The 15,955-nt window shown below is 69.4% G+C and carries 14 protein-coding genes and 1 tRNA gene; 7 read left to right on the top strand and 8 right to left on the bottom strand.

Features of this window, described 5'->3' with window-relative positions; genetic code table 11:
* Nucleotides 1–38: 38 nt before the first annotated feature.
* From QNI14_RS11065 to QNI14_RS11055, 3 genes are all read right to left on the bottom strand, one after another.
* Nucleotides 39–944 (bottom strand): phosphodiesterase, encoded by a 906-nt coding sequence (locus tag QNI14_RS11065; RefSeq protein ID WP_283716638.1) that lies wholly within the window; start codon nucleotides 942–944, stop codon nucleotides 39–41.
* An 85-nt stretch (nucleotides 945–1,029) separates the two neighbouring features.
* On the bottom strand, nucleotides 1,030–1,365 hold the full coding sequence (locus tag QNI14_RS11060; RefSeq protein ID WP_283716637.1) for a peptidase: 336 nt from the start codon (nucleotides 1,363–1,365) through the stop codon (nucleotides 1,030–1,032).
* Nucleotides 1,362–2,597 carry an inorganic phosphate transporter gene (locus QNI14_RS11055; protein ID WP_283716636.1) on the bottom strand — a complete coding sequence of 412 codons (1,236 nt, stop codon included), beginning with the start codon at nucleotides 2,595–2,597 and terminating at the stop codon, nucleotides 1,362–1,364. Before QNI14_RS11055 ends, QNI14_RS11060 begins: the two co-directional genes overlap by 4 nt.
* A 186-nt stretch (nucleotides 2,598–2,783) precedes the next feature.
* On the opposite strand from QNI14_RS11055, the gene QNI14_RS11050 reads away from it, so the two are divergent.
* From QNI14_RS11050 to QNI14_RS11040, 3 genes are all read left to right on the top strand, one after another.
* Nucleotides 2,784–4,880, top strand: coding sequence for a S9 family peptidase (locus QNI14_RS11050; protein WP_283716746.1), 2,097 nt, complete (start codon nucleotides 2,784–2,786; stop codon nucleotides 4,878–4,880).
* 212 nt (nucleotides 4,881–5,092) lie between these two features.
* Nucleotides 5,093–6,145: a TerC family protein gene (locus QNI14_RS11045; RefSeq protein ID WP_283716635.1), complete on the top strand. Its 1,053-nt coding sequence runs from the start codon at nucleotides 5,093–5,095 to the stop codon at nucleotides 6,143–6,145.
* A gap of 71 nt (nucleotides 6,146–6,216) precedes the next feature.
* Nucleotides 6,217–7,500, top strand: a complete 1,284-nt coding sequence (locus QNI14_RS11040; protein ID WP_283716634.1) for a hemolysin family protein — start codon at nucleotides 6,217–6,219, stop codon at nucleotides 7,498–7,500.
* 152 nt (nucleotides 7,501–7,652) lie between these two features.
* Here QNI14_RS11040 and QNI14_RS11035 read toward each other — a convergent pair.
* Both QNI14_RS11035 and QNI14_RS11030 read right to left on the bottom strand, forming a co-directional pair.
* Nucleotides 7,653–7,725 (bottom strand) — tRNA-Thr (locus tag QNI14_RS11035).
* A gap of 32 nt (nucleotides 7,726–7,757) precedes the next feature.
* Nucleotides 7,758–8,714 (bottom strand): DsbA family protein, encoded by a 957-nt coding sequence (locus tag QNI14_RS11030; protein WP_283716633.1) that lies wholly within the window; start codon nucleotides 8,712–8,714, stop codon nucleotides 7,758–7,760.
* Between the two features lie 218 nt (nucleotides 8,715–8,932).
* Here QNI14_RS11030 and QNI14_RS11025 point away from each other — a divergent pair, with 218 nt between their 5' ends.
* Both QNI14_RS11025 and QNI14_RS11020 read left to right on the top strand, forming a co-directional pair.
* The gene (locus QNI14_RS11025) at nucleotides 8,933–10,036 is read left to right on the top strand and encodes an ABC transporter ATP-binding protein (protein WP_283716632.1); all 1,104 of its coding nucleotides are present in this window, start codon (nucleotides 8,933–8,935) and stop codon (nucleotides 10,034–10,036) included.
* A 79-nt stretch (nucleotides 10,037–10,115) separates the two neighbouring features.
* A complete protein-coding gene (locus QNI14_RS11020) occupies nucleotides 10,116–11,414 on the top strand; it encodes a DUF4032 domain-containing protein (RefSeq protein ID WP_283716631.1) in 1,299 nt (432 codons plus the stop codon).
* A 9-nt stretch (nucleotides 11,415–11,423) separates the two neighbouring features.
* Here QNI14_RS11020 and QNI14_RS11015 read toward each other — a convergent pair whose 3' ends face one another.
* From QNI14_RS11015 to cysS, 3 genes are read right to left on the bottom strand one after another with little or no spacing between them, the layout of a single operon-like run.
* Complete coding sequence (locus tag QNI14_RS11015; protein ID WP_283716630.1) at nucleotides 11,424–12,062, bottom strand: NAD(P)-dependent oxidoreductase; 639 nt, start codon at nucleotides 12,060–12,062, stop codon at nucleotides 11,424–11,426.
* Nucleotides 12,063–12,100: 38 nt separating this feature from the next.
* Nucleotides 12,101–13,084, bottom strand: coding sequence for a 23S rRNA (guanosine(2251)-2'-O)-methyltransferase RlmB (gene rlmB / locus QNI14_RS11010; RefSeq protein ID WP_283716629.1), 984 nt, complete (start codon nucleotides 13,082–13,084; stop codon nucleotides 12,101–12,103).
* Nucleotides 13,077–14,480 carry a cysteine--tRNA ligase gene (gene cysS / locus QNI14_RS11005; protein ID WP_283716628.1) on the bottom strand — a complete coding sequence of 468 codons (1,404 nt, stop codon included), beginning with the start codon at nucleotides 14,478–14,480 and terminating at the stop codon, nucleotides 13,077–13,079. Before cysS ends, rlmB begins: the two co-directional genes overlap by 8 nt.
* Before the next feature lie 73 nt (nucleotides 14,481–14,553).
* On the opposite strand from cysS, the gene QNI14_RS11000 reads away from it, so the two are divergent.
* Both QNI14_RS11000 and QNI14_RS10995 read left to right on the top strand, forming a co-directional pair.
* Nucleotides 14,554–15,477 (top strand): DMT family transporter, encoded by a 924-nt coding sequence (locus tag QNI14_RS11000; RefSeq protein ID WP_283716627.1) that lies wholly within the window; start codon nucleotides 14,554–14,556, stop codon nucleotides 15,475–15,477.
* On the top strand, nucleotides 15,477–15,944 hold the full coding sequence (locus QNI14_RS10995; RefSeq protein WP_283716626.1) for a GNAT family N-acetyltransferase: 468 nt from the start codon (nucleotides 15,477–15,479) through the stop codon (nucleotides 15,942–15,944). Before QNI14_RS11000 ends, QNI14_RS10995 begins: the two co-directional genes overlap by 1 nt.
* Nucleotides 15,945–15,955: the final 11 nt, after the last annotated feature.

Here is a 15,955-nt window from a genome sequence, read left to right as displayed (position 1 = left end):
CACGGTAGAACTTCGAGTGCGCTCGAAGTCAAGCGGACTCAGCGCGCGGGCTTGCGCGAGAACGCCTCGAGGCGTTCCTCCGCGGTCAGCGCCGCCATCCGTGCGTTCCACTCCGGGGTGAAGTACTCGGCGGTGTCGGCCTCGACCACGGGAACGACCGCGTGCGTGATGGTGTCGGGGTACACGTGGACGAGGTGGAACGACTGCCCGGCATCCATGCCGTTGACCGATGTCGCCGGGCGCTGCAGGTTCATCGTGTAGCACGTGGCCGACGCGACGTTCACGGGGATACCGGCGAACGTGCCGCTCGTCGAGTAGTGGAGGTGGCCCGCCAGGATGCCGCGCACATCGGTGCCGGCGATGACGTCCGCGAGCTCGTGCTGGCGGCGCAGCTCGAGGATGTCGAAGAACGGGATGTGCGACGGCAGCGGCGGGTGGTGGAGCGCGAGGACCGTCCCGAGCGGCGCCGGTTCGGCGAGTACACCCCGCAGCCAGTCGAGCTGATCGGCGCCAAGCTCCCCGTGGTGCCACCCGGGCACGGTGGAATCGAGCGCGATCAACCGCAGTCCACCGAGGTCCCAGACACCCGTGATCGGCTCCTCAGTGCCGGCGACGTCGAAGAGCCCCTCCCGCATCGCGGGGCGCTCATCGTGGTTGCCGGCGACCCACACCACGGGGGCACCGAGACGCTCGGCGACGGGTTCGACCAGCTCGCGCAGGCGCCGGTACGCGGCCGGTTCGCCGAGATCGGTGAGGTCACCCGTGATGACGATGGCGTCAGGACGGATGCCGGTGCGCTCGACGGCCGCGAGCGCCGCAGCGGCGCCGCCGGTCGAGTCGTACCGTCCACCGAGGTGGACGTCGCCGGCGAGCAGATGGGTGTCGCTCAGGTGGACGAGGGTCCGGACCGCGGGTGCGTGCTGGCCGAAGGTGACGGGCTGCATGCCGCCAGCCTACGGAGCACCGCCGACGGTGTCGCGCTCGAGCGGCCCGCGAGCGAACCGAGACGGAACGCCCGCATCGAGTGCGTCAGTGGTTGAAGAGGATGAGCAGCAGTCCGCTGAGCACCGCAAGTCCGCAGACCGTGAAGGACGCGTACGCACCGACGAGCGCGAAGCGCTTCTGCCCCTCGGTGAGCGGGCTCTTCTTCGCGGCCTTCGCCGCGGCCTTGGCTGCCCTGCGCTGGTCCTTCTCGGTGATGACGGTGAGCGCGTCGGTGAACTCGGCGGGCGCGACGACGGGTGCCTTGCCGCCGCGGACGAGGAGTCGGACTCCGATCGCGTAGAAGGTGACGACGAGGGATGCCGCGAGGAGTGCGGCACCGAAGACCTGGACGAAGGCGAACCAGTCGATCGAGACGCTCATCGGCCGTCCTCCTTGGTGGTGGTGTCGGCGGTGGCCGACGCGGCCGCGCGCTGGCGGCGCGTGGGCGGCGGGTTCCGCTTCACCTTGACCGCGCGACCCGAGTCGGCGACTTCGCTCATCGCATTGGAGTGGGTGACCTCGTTGCGGCGCGAGCGCAGGAAGATCCCGAGGATGATGCCGACCGCGACGATGGCCCCGATGATGACACCCACGAGCTGGCCGAACCAGACGACGAGGAGCGCCGCAAGCGCACCGACACCGCCGGCGGCGGGGAGTGTGAGCACCCAGCCGATCATGATGCGGCCGACCGTCCCCCAGCGCACCTTCGAGCCGCGGCGACCGAGGCCCGAGCCGATGACCGAGCCCGAGGCGACCTGCGTCGTCGAGAGGGCGAAGCCGAGCGCGCTCGAGGCGAGGATCGTCGACGCGGTCGACGCCTCGGCCGAGAAGCCCTGCGCCGGCTTGACGTCGGTGAGGCCCTTGCCGAGCGTGCGGATGATGCGCCAGCCGCCCATATAGGTGCCGAGCGCGATCGTGACGGCACAGGCGATGACGACCCACAGCTCGGGTTCGTGGTGTGCCGCCGACTGCCAGCCGACCGTGATCATGGCCAGGGTGATGACGCCCATGGTCTTCTGCGCGTCGTTCGTGCCGTGCGCCAGGGCGACCAGCGACGAGGTGAAGATCTGTCCCCACCGGAACCCGTCGCGGCCGTCGGGCTTGTTGTCGTAGCGACGGGTGACGTTGTACGCGATCTTCGTGACGACGAACGCGATGATGCCTGCCGTCAGCGGCGCGATGAGCGCCGGCAGGACAACCTTCGAGAGGACGACGCCGAAGTCGATCGCCGACACCGAGGCGCCCACGAGGGTCGCGCCGATGAGCCCACCGAAGAGGGCGTGCGACGAACTCGACGGCAGGCCCAGCAGCCACGTCAGCATGTTCCAGGTGATCGCGCCGACGAGCCCGGCGAAGATGATCGCGGGGAAGACGTCGACAGAGATCTGATCCTCCCGGACCATGCCTCCCGAGATGGTCTTCGCCACCTCCGTCGAGAGGAAGGCGCCGACGAGGTTCAGGATGGCGGCGAGGAGGACGGCGACCTTCGGACGCAGCGCACCGGTGGCGATGGGGGTCGCCATGGCGTTCGCGGTGTCGTGGAAGCCGTTGGTGAAGTCGAAGAAGAGCGCCAACGCGATGACGAGGACGACGATGAGGGCTGCGGTTTCCACAGTTCACTTTCCGTCGGGAGCGGGGGGAACGGATGCCGCGGCGATCGGCGTGCGAACGAAGAGTTCACCCCGTCGTCACCTGTTGTTCAGACCGGGCCGCAGAAATCCTCGCACATGATCGCCGTGGGCAGAACCCGGTTCCGCATCCGCGGGGTCCGTTAGCGTGGAGCGGTGACCTCAGACGCACTGCATCCCCCTGTCGCCGACGCCCGCCCGATCATCCGTTCGCACCACGGGGACGACGTCGAGGACCGCTACGAGTGGCTTCGCGCGAAAGAGGACGCCGACGTCATCGCGCACCTCGAAGCCGAGAACGCGTACACGGATGCCCGTACCGCCCACCTGGAGCCCCTGCGCGAGCGCATCTTCGAAGAGATCAAGGGCCGCACGCTCGAGACCGATCTCTCGGTCCCGTCCCGCCGAGGCGCGTGGTGGTACTACGCCCGCACCGTCGAGGGCCAGCAGTACAGCATCAACTGCCGCGCGCCGATCGCCGACGAGGCCGACTGGACGCCGCCGCTCCTCTCCCCCGACGCACCCGTGCCCGGTGAGCAGATCCTGCTCGACGGCAACGTCGAGGCCGAAGGCCACGAGTTCTTCTCCGTGGGCAGCCTCGACATCTCCACCGACGGCACCCGCATGCTCTACGGCGTCGACGTCGCCGGTGACGAGCGGTACACGCTCCGCATCCGCGACCTCGCGACCGGCGCCGACTTCGACGACGTGATCGAGGGCACCTTCTCGGGGGCGGTCTTCTCGCCCGACGGCCGCCACGTCGTCTACACGACCGTCGACGACGCCTGGCGTCCCGACACCGTCTGGCTCCATGAGGTCGGCACGGCAGCGGAATCCGATCGCAAGATCTTCACCGAGCCCGACGAGCGGTACTGGGTGGGCGCTGGGTTCACGCGCAGTGACCGGTATCTCGTGATCGGCGTCGGCTCATCCATCACGTCCGAGGAATATCTCGTGGATGCCGCCGACCTCACGGCCGAGCCCCGCTCGGTGTGGCCGCGACGCGAAGGCGTCGAGTACTCCCTCACCCACGCCGTCATCGGCGGCGAGGACGTCCTCTACATCCTCCACAACGAGGGTGCGCTCGACTTCGAGCTCGTGCGGGTCGCGGCATCCGATCCGACCGGCGATCGTCACGTCGTCCTCGCGCACGAACCGGGCCGCCGTCTGCTCGATGTCTCGGCGTACCGCGACTGGGCGATCGTCGAGTACCGCCGCGAGGGGCTCGCCCGCGTCGGCGTGCTCGACTACGCCACCGATGCGGTGACCGAGCTCTCGTTCGACGAGGAGCTCTACGCGGCCGGTGCGTCCGGGTCGGCAGAGTGGGCGCCGCCCGTGATCCGCCTCGGCTACGCGTCGTTCGTCACGCCCGGCACCGTCTACGACTACGAGGTCGCAACGGGCGCCCTGCTGCTCCGCCGCCGCCAGCCGGTCCTCGGTGGGTACGACCCCGCCGACTACGGCCAGGAACGCGTGTGGGCGGTCGCGGAGGACGGCACCCGCGTACCGGTCTCGGTGGTCTGGAAGCGCTCGTTCGGTGCCCCCGGCGAGTCGCCCCGCCCGCTCCACCTGTACGGCTACGGCTCGTACGAGCACTCGATCGAGCCCGGGTTCTCGGTTGCGCGCCTGTCGATGCTCGACCGCGGCGTCGTCTTCGCGATCGCGCACGTGCGCGGCGGCGGCGAGATGGGCCGCCAGTGGTACGAGGACGGCAAGCTCCTTGCCAAGCGCAACACGTTCACCGACTTCGTCGCCGTCGGCCGTCACCTGGTTGCCGAGGGGTACACGACGCCCGATCGCCTCGTCGCCGAGGGCGGGTCGGCCGGCGGGCTGCTGATGGGTGCGGTCGCGAACCTCGCACCCGACCTGTTCGCGGGCATCGTGGCCGGCGTGCCGTTCGTCGACGCGCTGACGACGATCCTCGATCCGTCGCTGCCGCTCACGGTCATCGAGTGGGACGAGTGGGGCGACCCGCTGCACAACGCCGATGTCTATGCCTACATGAAGTCGTACACGCCGTACGAGAACGTGGCGGCCGACGTGACCTACCCGAAGATCCTCGCGGTCACGTCGCTCAACGACACCCGGGTCTTCTACGTCGAGCCGGCGAAGTGGGTCGCACGCCTGCGCGAGGTCGAGGCGGACGCGCTCCTCAAGTGCGAGATGGTGGCCGGGCACGGCGGCGTGAGCGGCCGGTACAACTCGTGGCGCGAGCGCGCCTTCGAGCTCGCCTGGCTCCTCGATGTCCTGGGGCTCGCCGACGCCTGAGCCGCGCGCGCCGGGCGGATTCTCAGGAACCCGAAACCTGGCACTTCTACGATCGTGAGTTCCAGGGGGAGTACTCCGACACGGTCGACTCGTCATTACGGATGCCACGCATCCCGGGTCACCGGTCCCACGCGAGTGGGATGGAAGAGACTCTGGTGTCCACCTTCCGCGACGCCGACAGCACGGCGCCGACGACTTCAGGAGCCTGACCGGTGAACATCACCCCCCTCGTTTGGACGATCACGATCGCCGTGACGATCGCCTTCTTCGTGTACGAGTTCTTCGCGCACGTCCGCAAGCCGCACGAGCCCAGCATCGGCGAGTCCGCCCGCTGGTCGGCGTTCTACATCGGTCTCGCGCTGATCTTCGGCGTCGTCATCGGGCTCGTGCCCGATTGGGGTTGGGGCTACTCGGGCGAATACTTCGCCGGGTACCTCACCGAGAAGGCGCTGTCGATCGACAACCTGTTCGTCTTCCTCATCGTCATGGCGGGCTTCGCGGTGCCCAAGATCTACCAGCAGAAGGTGCTGATGATCGGCATCGTCATCGCGCTCATCCTGCGCGGCGGGTTCATCGCCATCGGCGCCGCGCTGATCGAGAACTTCTCCTGGATCTTCTACATCTTCGGTGCGCTCTTGCTGTTCCTGGCCTACCGCCAGGCGTTCGCCCACGGCGACTCGAACCCCGCCGACGGAAAGTTCATGCGGTTCGTCCGCCGTCACCTGCCCGTCACCGACGAGTACCACGAGGACAAGCTCACGGTGAAGAAGGGCGGAAAGCGCTTCGTCACGCCGATGCTCCTCACGATCATCGCCATCGGCTTCGTCGACCTGATCTTCGCGGTCGACTCGATCCCGGCGATCTACGGTCTCACCGAGCAGGCGTACATCGTCTTCACCGCCAACGCGTTCGCCCTCATGGGTCTCCGCCAGCTGTACTTCCTCATCGGCGGTCTGCTCGAGCGCCTCGTGTATCTCGCACAGGGCCTCGCGGTCATCCTCGCCTTCATCGGCGTGAAGCTCGTGCTCCACGCGATGCACGTGAACGAGGTCCCGTTCATCAACGGCGGCGAGAAGATGCTGTGGGCGCCCGAGATCCCGATCTGGTTCTCGCTGCTGTTCATCGGCGCGACGATCGCCGTCGCCACCGTCGCGAGCCTCATCAAGACGCGTCGCGACCCGAAGTCGCTCGAGCGCACCCAGGTGCGCGAGGCCGAGATCGTCTCGGCCGACGACGCCGAGGCGAATTCGGACGGACACCGCTGAACGGTGGATGACAGACCCAGCCGCTCTGCGGCATCCTCCACTGACATCCCTCGAGCAAAGGAGCACGCCCGGTGAGCGGCGATCTCATCCTGAACATCGCCCTTGTCGTGGCGTTCGTCCTCATCGGCGGAGTGTTCGCCGCCACCGAGATGGCGCTCGTCACACTGCGCGAGAGCCAGCTCAACGCGATCGCGGCCCGTGGCCGCCGCGGTGAAAAGGTCGCGGGGCTGGCCAGGAATCCCAACACGTTCCTGTCGGCCGTACAGATCGGTGTCACGGTCGCCGGCTTCGCGTCGGCGGCATACGGCGCCACGTCGATCGCGCCGTACGTCACGCCCCTGCTCGAGACGTGGGGACTCGCCCCCGAAGTGGCGGGCACCGTTGCGACCGTCCTGCTGACGCTCGTGATCGCGTATCTGTCGCTCGTGCTCGGTGAGCTTGTGCCCAAGCGGCTGGCGATCCAGCGGAACGCCCAGTTCGCATACGCCGTCGCGCCGATCCTGAACGGCTTCGCGATCATCATGCGGCCGGTGATCTGGCTGCTGTCGGTCTCGACGAACGCGCTGGTGCGCCTGCTCGGCGGCGACCCGAACAAGACCGGCGAGGAGATGACCGACGAGGAAGTCCGCGACATCGTCGCGAGCCACGAGGGTCTCCCCGAGGAGGAGCGCCGGATCCTCGAAGACGTCCTCTCGCTCCGCGACCGCCAGATCAGTGAGGTCATGCGGCCGCGCCCAGATGTGACGGCCCTCGACGAGGGTGCGACCGTCGGCGAGGCGATCGCGCAGATCCGCGACCTGCCGTTCTCGCGGTACCCCGTCGCCGACAAGTCGATCGACGACATCGTCGGGTTCGTGCACGTGCGCGACCTGTTCGACATCGGAGCGAACGACGCGGATGCCGCGCTCGATCGCGTCCTGCGGCCGATCTCGTACTTCCCCTCGACCGCTCGCGTGCTGCCGACGCTCACGCGCATGCGCGCCGAGGGGCACCAGATCGCGGTGGTCGTCGACGAGTACGGCGGCACCGACGGCATCGTCACCCTTGAGGACCTCGTCGAGGAGGTCGTCGGCGAGATCTTCGACGAGTACGACGGCGACGTCGCTCCAGCCTCGGCCGACGGCGTCGTCGACGGTCGACTGAACCTCTCCGAGTTCGAGGAGGTCACCGGCGTCGAGCTGACGCGCGGCGCCTCCGACACCGTCGCCGGGTTCGTCACCGAGCACCTCGGCCGCCTCGCGGTCGTCGGCGACGTCGTCGAGCTTGAGGGCGTCACGTTGCAGGTCACCGCGATGGACCGCCGTCGCATCGCCGAGGTGCGCGTCACCCGCGCGGCGTCCGCCGACGAGGTCTGACCGCGCCGCGCCATCGAGACGCAACCTCCCGGTCGACGCATTCACGCGGCGGGACCGGCAGGTTGCGTCTCGCTCGCAGGAAAGCTGTGCCGGCTACAGGACTTGAACCTGCAACCCCCGTATGACAACGTGCGTGTCGACGCGACAAGCTGTGCCGGCTACAGGACTTGAACCTGCAACCCCCGTATTACAAGTACGGTGCGCTACCAATTGCGCCAAGCCGGCAGAACGCCCAGTCTATCGGGGGCGCCGCCCCGTCACGGAGTCGGGGTCGGGGTCGGGCTCGGGCTGAGGAGTTCGGCCTGCTGCTTGTAGAAGGCGTCGCTCGCGTTGGTGAGGACGAACTGCGAGAACTCCGCGGCATCCGTCAGCACACCGAGATACGGCTGACCGTTCACGAGGATCGTCGGGGTTCCGGTGAGCGAGAGCCCGTCGGTGTCGGGAAGTTCCTCGACGGCGCGCTCGGTGGCGTCCTTCGCCCATTCGACGAAGTCGCCGTCCTCGATGCAGCTGCGGACGATCTTCGGGTCACCGGCGCCGATCGCCTGTGCGAGGTCGGCGAGTTCGACGTTCGAGAACCCGTCGGAATCGATGGCGGGCTGACGGGTCAGCAGTTCGCTGTTGTAGGCGAAGAACACATCTTCGGCATGGGTGGCGACGCAGGCGGATGCCGCGGCTGCGCGAAGCGAGTACTTCGTGCCGTTCGACTTCGCGGTGAGCATCGACACCGGGTGGTAGGTGAGCGTCGCAGCACCCTCGTCCACCCAGGTCGTGAGCTGCTGGACGTTGGCGAGGTGCCATTCGCGTGCGCCGGGCGACAGGTAGTCGACGTAGACGCGGATGTCGACCGGTGCCGGCGCCGCCGTGGTCTCTGCGGGCTCCGCGCCGCCGCCGGCCTGCTCGGTGGGCGTCGGGGTCGGCGTGGCATCCATCGCCTGGAGGTCGTCGGGGACACCACCGGTGATCGACGTGATCGCGAACCCGTCGGCCGTCACGTTCCGGGGCGAGAGGTCGCGACCGCCGACGGTCGACATGACCGACCACACGACGACACCGGCGACCGCTGCGACCGCGACGGCGGCGAGCGTGCTCAAGCCGACGCGACGGGCGACGCGGGCGCGCGACTGACGGGCGTGGACGAGCTGCGCCTTCTCGCGGACGGCCTCACGGCGATCCGGGACCGCCGGGGTGTGCTCGCTCGAGTCGTTGGACATGGAACCTCGGAAAGAAGAATCTGCGTGCCGCTCGGGAGTGCGGCTGACCCCTCGATGCTAGCCACGCGTCCTGGAAAAAGCCTGACGAGTCCTCTTGTCCGCCGCCCAGGTTCGCGTGCCATACTGATCCCGCACCCAATGATGGGTGTGCGGGGAGACCCCCGCTCGCTTCACAACGGATCGTCCGGCACGTACCTGCCGGTGAAGGAGAAGAAACGATGGCGTCCGTCACGTTCGACAACGCAACCCGTCTGTACCCCGGTGGCACCCGCCCGGCGGTCGACAAGCTCAACCTCGAGGTCGGTGACGGGGAGTTCCTCGTCCTGGTCGGCCCGTCCGGTTGCGGCAAGTCGACGTCGCTGCGCATGCTCGCTGGCCTCGAAGAGGTCAACTCCGGTGCCATCCGCATCGGCGACCGCGACGTCACCGACGTTCCGCCGAAGGACCGCGACATCGCGATGGTCTTCCAGAACTACGCGCTGTACCCGCACATGACTGTCGCCGAGAACATGGGCTTCGCGCTCAAGATTGCCGGTGTCGGCAAGGAAGAGCGTGCGCAGCGCGTGCTCGAGGCGGCCAAGCTCCTCGACCTCGAGCAGTACCTCACCCGCAAGCCCAAGGCACTTTCGGGTGGTCAGCGTCAGCGCGTCGCCATGGGCCGCGCGATCGTCCGCCAGCCGCAGGTCTTCCTCATGGACGAGCCGCTGTCGAACCTCGACGCCAAGCTCCGCGTGCAGACCCGTACCCAGATCGCGTCGCTGCAGCGTCGCCTCGGCGTCACCACGGTCTACGTCACGCACGACCAGACCGAGGCCCTGACGATGGGCGACCGCATCGCGGTCCTCAAGGACGGCCTGCTCCAGCAGGTCGGCTCGCCGCGCGACCTGTACGAGAAGCCGAACAACGTGTTCGTCGCCGGCTTCATCGGCTCGCCCGCCATGAACCTGTTCCCGGCGAACCTCGCCGAGGGCGGCGTGCAGTTCGGCACCGAGGTCGTTCCGCTCGACCGCGACACCGTCGGCCGCGCGCACGGCAGCCAGGTCACCGTCGGGGTCCGCCCCGAGGACATCGAGGTCGGCCCCGCCGACGGCAAGGGCCTCTCGGTCCAGGTCGACCTCGTCGAAGAGCTCGGCGCCGACGGCTACCTCTACGGCCACACCGAGATCGAGGGCAAGCGCACCGACATCGTCGCCCGCGTCGACGGCCGCAACCACCCGAACGCCGGCGAGACCGTGACCCTGGCCGCAAAGCCCGGCCACGTGCACGCGTTCGACATCGAGTCGGGCGACCGCCTGAACGACAAGGCGATCGCTTCGGCCTGATCGTCACCACCAGCAGTGTCGCGGCGCGGGCGGGTCTTCTGACCTCCCGCGCCGCGGCGCGTCACCCGGAGGCATCCCCGTGGTCCACTCCCTGAGCATCACCGCAAGCAGCGTCGACGCAGGACTCCTCGCCTTGCCGTGGTCGACGCCGCTCGCCGAGTGGCCGAACGACACGATCGTGTCGCTGCCGAAGGGGCTCTCGCGCCACCTGGTCCGGTTCGCGAACCTGTCGGGGCGCGTCGTCGCGGTGAAGGAGACGACGGCCGAGATGGCGCGTCGCGAGTACGAGATGCTCGGCTCACTCGCCCGCCTCGATGTCCCCTGCGTGAGCCGGGTCGCCGTCATCGACGGACGCCGCACGCCGAAGGGCGAGCCGCTGCCGGCCGCGCTCGTGACGGCGCACCTGAAGTTCTCGCTCCCCTATCGCGCGCTGTTCACGCAGGTGCTCCGGCCCGACACCGCGACGCGCCTGGTCGATGCGCTCGCGCTGCTCCTCGTGCGCCTGCACACGGTGGGGTTCTTCTGGGGCGACGTGTCGCTGTCGAACACGCTGTTCCGACGGGATGCCGGTGCCTTCGCCGCCTACCTCGTCGACGCCGAGACCGGCGAGCTCCACGAGAACGGGCTGACCCGCGGGCAGCGGGAGCACGACCTCGACGTCGCCCGGACGAACATCGCGGGCGAGATCATGGACCTCGAGGCAGGCGGGCGCCTGGAGGGCGGCGTCGACGCGGTCGCGATCGCCGACGGCATCATGTCGTCGTACCGCTCGCTGTGGAGCGCCCTCACCGAGACCGAGACGTTTGCCGCGAACGAGACGTGGCGCATCACCGAGCGGGTGCAGCGCCTCAACTCGCTGGGCTTCGACATCGGCGAGATGTCGATCGATGAGACGTCCGACGGGGCGAAGGTGCTCATCCAGCCGAAGGTGGTGGATGCCGGGCACCATCAGCGCCGCCTGCTCCGCCTCACTGGTCTGGACGTGCAGGAGAACCAGGCGCGTCGCCTGCTCAACGACATGGACGAGTTCGCGGCACGCGTCTCACGTCTCGGGAGCGACGAGGAGATGCTCGCGCACGAGTGGCTCACCCGCGTCTTCGAGCCGGTGGTGAAGGCGATCCCGTGGGACCTGCGCGCCAAGCTCGAGCCCGCCGAGGTGTTCCATCAGGTGCTGGAGCACCGCTGGTACATGTCCCAGGCACGCGGCCGGTCGATCCCGATCGCCCAGGTGCTGTCGTCGTACATCGACGGGGTCCTGCGGCACCGTCGCGACGAGGCGACCGTGATGGGTCCGCCGACCGAGACGATGGCGATTCCCGTCGTCACCGGCGAGGTGTCGACCGCAACGGACGGGATCGACTGGCGAGACCTGGTCTGAACCGGGGGCTCAGTAGCCGACGGTGAAGCGCTCTCGGGAGTGCTTGGGCGTCTCGATCTCGTCGACGACCGCGACCGCGAGATCGGGTCCGGAGATGAACGACTCGCCCGCGGCATCCGTCACGATGACGTCACCGCCGTCGCGGTAGGTGCCGGTCCGCTCCCCCGGGTTCCACGCGCCGAACCCGCCGGCCGGGTGGAGGAAGAACCAGTCGCGACCGCTCGTGTCGGCCTGCAGGTCTTCGAGCACGCCGATGGCCTCGAGCGCTTCGGGCTTGAACTCCTCCGGGAATCCGCTGTCGACGACGCGAGGGCCGCCCGGTGCAACGAGGCTGCCGCCGGCGCCGCCGATCACCCCGACCCGGACGTGCTCGGGCAGTGCTGCCACGAGCGCCTCGAGGTTCGGTCGAACCTGGCCGAGCATGTCACCGCGGGGCGCGACCGACGAGACCACGACGTCGACGCCGTCGAGCTGGGCCGCCAGCGACGGCACATCGAGCAGCGTGCCCTCGATGTACGTCGCGCCCTCCACGCGCTCTGCGGGCACCGTGCGGGCGACCGAGACGACGGTGTGGCCGCGCTGGACGGCTTCGGCGACGATGTGGTGGCCGGCGTATCCGGTGCCACCGAGGACGGCGATGCGTGCCATGGGCGTTCCCTTCGTTGGACGATGCGCAGGGCGCGGGGTCACTCCGAGACGGAGCGGAGCGTGGCGACCTGGTAGAGCGCGACGGATGCCGCGATGCCGGCGTTCAGCGACTCGGTCGCCGACGAGATCGGGATCGAGACGATCTGGTCGCACGTCTCGGTGACGAGGCGCGAGAGCCCCTTGCCCTCGGAACCGATGACGATGACGACCGGGCGGTCGGCGAGCTCGAGCGCGGGAAGCGCGACGTCGCCGCCACCGTCGAGGCCGAGCACGAAGACGCCCTGCTTCTTGAACTCCTTGAGCGTCGTCGTCAGGTTCGGTGCGATCGCGACGGGCACGCGCGCTGCGGCGCCGGCGCTCGTCTTCCACGCGGCGGAGTTCACACCCGCCGATCGACGCTGCGGCACGATGATCGCCTGACCGCCGAAGGCGGCCGTCGAACGGATGATGGCGCCGAGGTTGCGGGGGTCGGTGATGCCGTCGAGGGCCACGAACAGCGGCAGCTGGCCGCGGTCGATGACCTCTTCGAGGAGGTCCTGCGGGTGCGCGTACTCGTACGGCGGCACCTTCAGCGCGACGCCCTGGTGCACGCCGTCGAAGCCGGCCATGCGGTCGAGTTCCTGGCGGGTCACTTCGAGGACGGGGATGCCGCGGTTCGTCGTGATCGACAGCATCTCTTTCACGCGGTCGTCCATCTCGACGCGCTGCGCGATGTAGAACGCCGTCGCGGGGATCTTCGCGCGGAGGGCCTCGAGCACGCTGTTGCGCCCGGTGACCGTCTCGGTGTCGTCGCCCGCCTTCGACTTCGGGGCGCGGTTCTGGCTCGACCGCTGCTGCGGCTTGCCGCCGGCGGCGATGAACCGTTCCTTGGCGGCCTTCCGCTTGCCGGCGGGGTGCCAGGCGCGGTCCTCGGCCTTCGGTGTCGGGCCACGACCCTCGAGCGAGCGCCTGTTCTTGCCGCCGGAGCCCTTGGTGGGGCCCTTCTTGCCGCGACCTGCGGAGGGGTTTCCGAACTTAGCCATTGTGCAGACTCCAATGGGTCCCGGTGGGACCGTCTTCGAGGGCGATGCCGGCCGCCGCGATCGCGTCGCGGATGCGGTCGGCTGCCGCCCAGTCCTTGTTCGCGCGGGCGTCCGCGCGCTGGGTGATCATGGTGCGCACGAGCGCGTCGAGCGCGTCGGTCGCGGGGGTGGTGGCATCCTTCGCCCACTGCGGGTCGAGCGGGTCGATGCCCAAGAGTGCTGTCATCGCAGCGACCTGACGCAGCGCGATCGTCGCGGCCTCTGCGTCGCCTGCATCCAGTCGCGCGTTGCCCGTGCGGACGGTCTCGTGCAGCACCGCGATGGCCTGCGGAACGCTGAGGTCGTCGTCCATCGCCGCGGAGAACGCGGCGGGCACATCTGACTCCGACCACTCGAACGAGCCGGCGGCGTCACGTGCCGCGCGCTGCAGGAACGAGCGGATGCGATCGAGGGCGGATGCCGCCTCCGCGAACGTCCCCTCCGAGATGTCGAGGTTCGAGCGGTAGTGCGCCGACGCGAGGGCGTAGCGGACGACGAGCGGGTCCTGCTCGGCGAGGACGTCCGCCGCGAGGAGGAAGTTCCCGAGCGACTTCGACATCTTCTGGTCACCGACGGTGACGAGGCCGTTGTGCACCCAGTAGCGGGCGAAGCCGTCGCCTGCCGCGGTCGACTGCGCGAGCTCGTTCTCGTGGTGCGGGAAGCGCAGGTCGAGCCCGCCGCCGTGGATGTCGAACTCGGGGCCGAGGTAGCGGCGGCTCATCGCGGAGCACTCGATGTGCCAGCCGGGGCGACCGACGCCCCAGGGCGACGCCCACGAGGCGTCCGCCGGCTCACCGTCTTTCGCACCCTTCCAGAGCGCGAAGTCGCGGGGGTCGCGCTTGCCGCGCGGGTCGGCGTCGGCGGCCGACTCCATCGCGTCGACCGACTGCCGGGTCAGCGCACCGTACGAGGACCAGGAACGCACGTCGAAGTACACGTCGCCCGCCGCAGCGTAGGCATGCCCCGCGTCGATGAGGCGCTCGATGAGCTCCTGCATCTGCGGGATCGACGCGGTCGCGCGAGGTTCGTAGGTCGGGGGCAGGATGCCGACGGCGGCATACGCCCGCGAGAACTCGAGCTCCATGCGGTACGCGAGGGCCCACCACGGCTCGTCGGCGGTCGCGTTCGCGAGCACCTTGTCGTCGATGTCGGTGACGTTGCGGACGAAGGTGACGCGACCGAACCGGTGCGCGAGCCAGCGCCGCAGCAGGTCGAAGCTGAGCGCAGCGCGCACGTGCCCGATGTGGGGGCCGGACTGGACGGTCGGCCCGCAGACGTACATCGTGACGTTGCCCGGCTCCGCGGGCGCGAAGTCGCGCAGCGCCTGCGCCTGGGTGTCATAGAGCCGAACCGTCACCGCACCAGCCTACTTGGGGGTCGGCGCGATCGCGTGGTCGGGAGCACGGTCGCCGTGAAGGTAGAAAGGAAGCGTGCTGCACGTCCTCGCCGTCCTCGCCGCAGCGGTGCTGTTCGGCACCACGGGCACCTCGCAAGCCCTCGGCCCCGACGGCACGACGCCCCTCGCCGTCGGCGTCGCGCGCATGGTCGTCGGCGGATCCGCGCTCGCGCTGATCGCGTTCCTGCTGGCGGCACGTCACGCCCGCACCTCGACCGCGCCAAGGCCGAAGCTCACCGCCACACCACTGCTCCTCATGGCGGCTACCGGTGTCGCCCTCGCGGTGTACCAGCCGCTCTTCTTCTTGGGCACCGAACGCAACGGCGTCGCCGTGAGCACAGTGATCGCCCTCGGCTCCGCACCGGTGCTGGCGGGCCTCCTGGAGTGGGCGCTCACGCGTCGGCTCCCCTCCCCCATCTGGATGTCGGCGACGGCGCTCGCAACGGTCGGCGTGGTGCTCCTCGGCGTCGGCGGCGGTGCCGAGTCGGGCGGGGCCGACCCGATCGGCGTCCTCGGTGCGATCGGCGCGGGCGCGTCCTTCGCCGTCATCGCGAACGCGCAGCGGAGGCTCCTCGACAGCGGCTGGGATGCCTTCACCGTCGTCGGCGCGATGGGCCTGGGGTCCGCGCTCGTCAGCGCACTCGCACTCCCCTTCGTCGACCTCGCATGGGTGCTCGAGCCGAGCGGGCTCGTCATGACGCTGTGGCTCGGCCTCGCGACGATCGCCGTGGCGTACACGATGTTCACGTGGGGGCTGCAGGGACTGACCGCAGCGACCGCGGCGACGCTCACGCTCGGCGAACCGCTCACCGCGGCGATCCTCGGGCTCGCCGTCCTCGGCGAGCAGCTGTCGATCCTCGCGATCGTCGGCCTCGTGGTCCTGGCCGCCGGACTCGCGACCCTCGCCTGGGGTTCGCGTCGCACCCGCGACCCTCGCCCGTTCGCCGTGGAGGGCTGATGACCGCTGCACTGACGATCCGCGTCGACGATCTGTCGGGTGAGCCGACCCGAGCGCTCATCGCGCATCACCTCGCCGGGATGCACGCCCTGACGCCGGCCGAGAGCGTCCACGCGCTCGGGCTCGAGGCGCTGCGGCATCCGGACATCACGGTCTGGTCGGCGTGGGCGGGCGACGACATCGCCGGTGTCGGCGCGCTCAAGCGGTTCGGCGACGCCCACGGAGAGATCAAGTCGATGCGCGTCGCAGACACCCACCTCGGCACCGGGGTCGGTCGAGCACTCGTCCGCCACATCGTCGCCGAGGCCCGCGCCGCCGGCATCCGTGCGCTCTGGCTCGAGACCGGAGCGGATGCCGGATTCCAGACCGCCCGCGGCCTCTATGCGAGCGAGGGATTCGAGGTCTGCGGCCCGTTCGGCTCGTACCGGCTGGACCCGCTGTCGACCTTCATGACCCGCGCCCTCTGAGCGCTCCGCCG

Origin of the sequence: Microbacterium dauci, from assembly GCF_030065535.1 — a bacterium.
In the GTDB taxonomy this organism is placed as follows: Bacteria; Actinomycetota; Actinomycetes; order Actinomycetales; family Microbacteriaceae; genus Microbacterium; species Microbacterium dauci.
The sequence above is the reverse complement of the archived record's forward strand: the minus strand, read 5'-3'. Positions and strand labels throughout refer to the sequence as shown.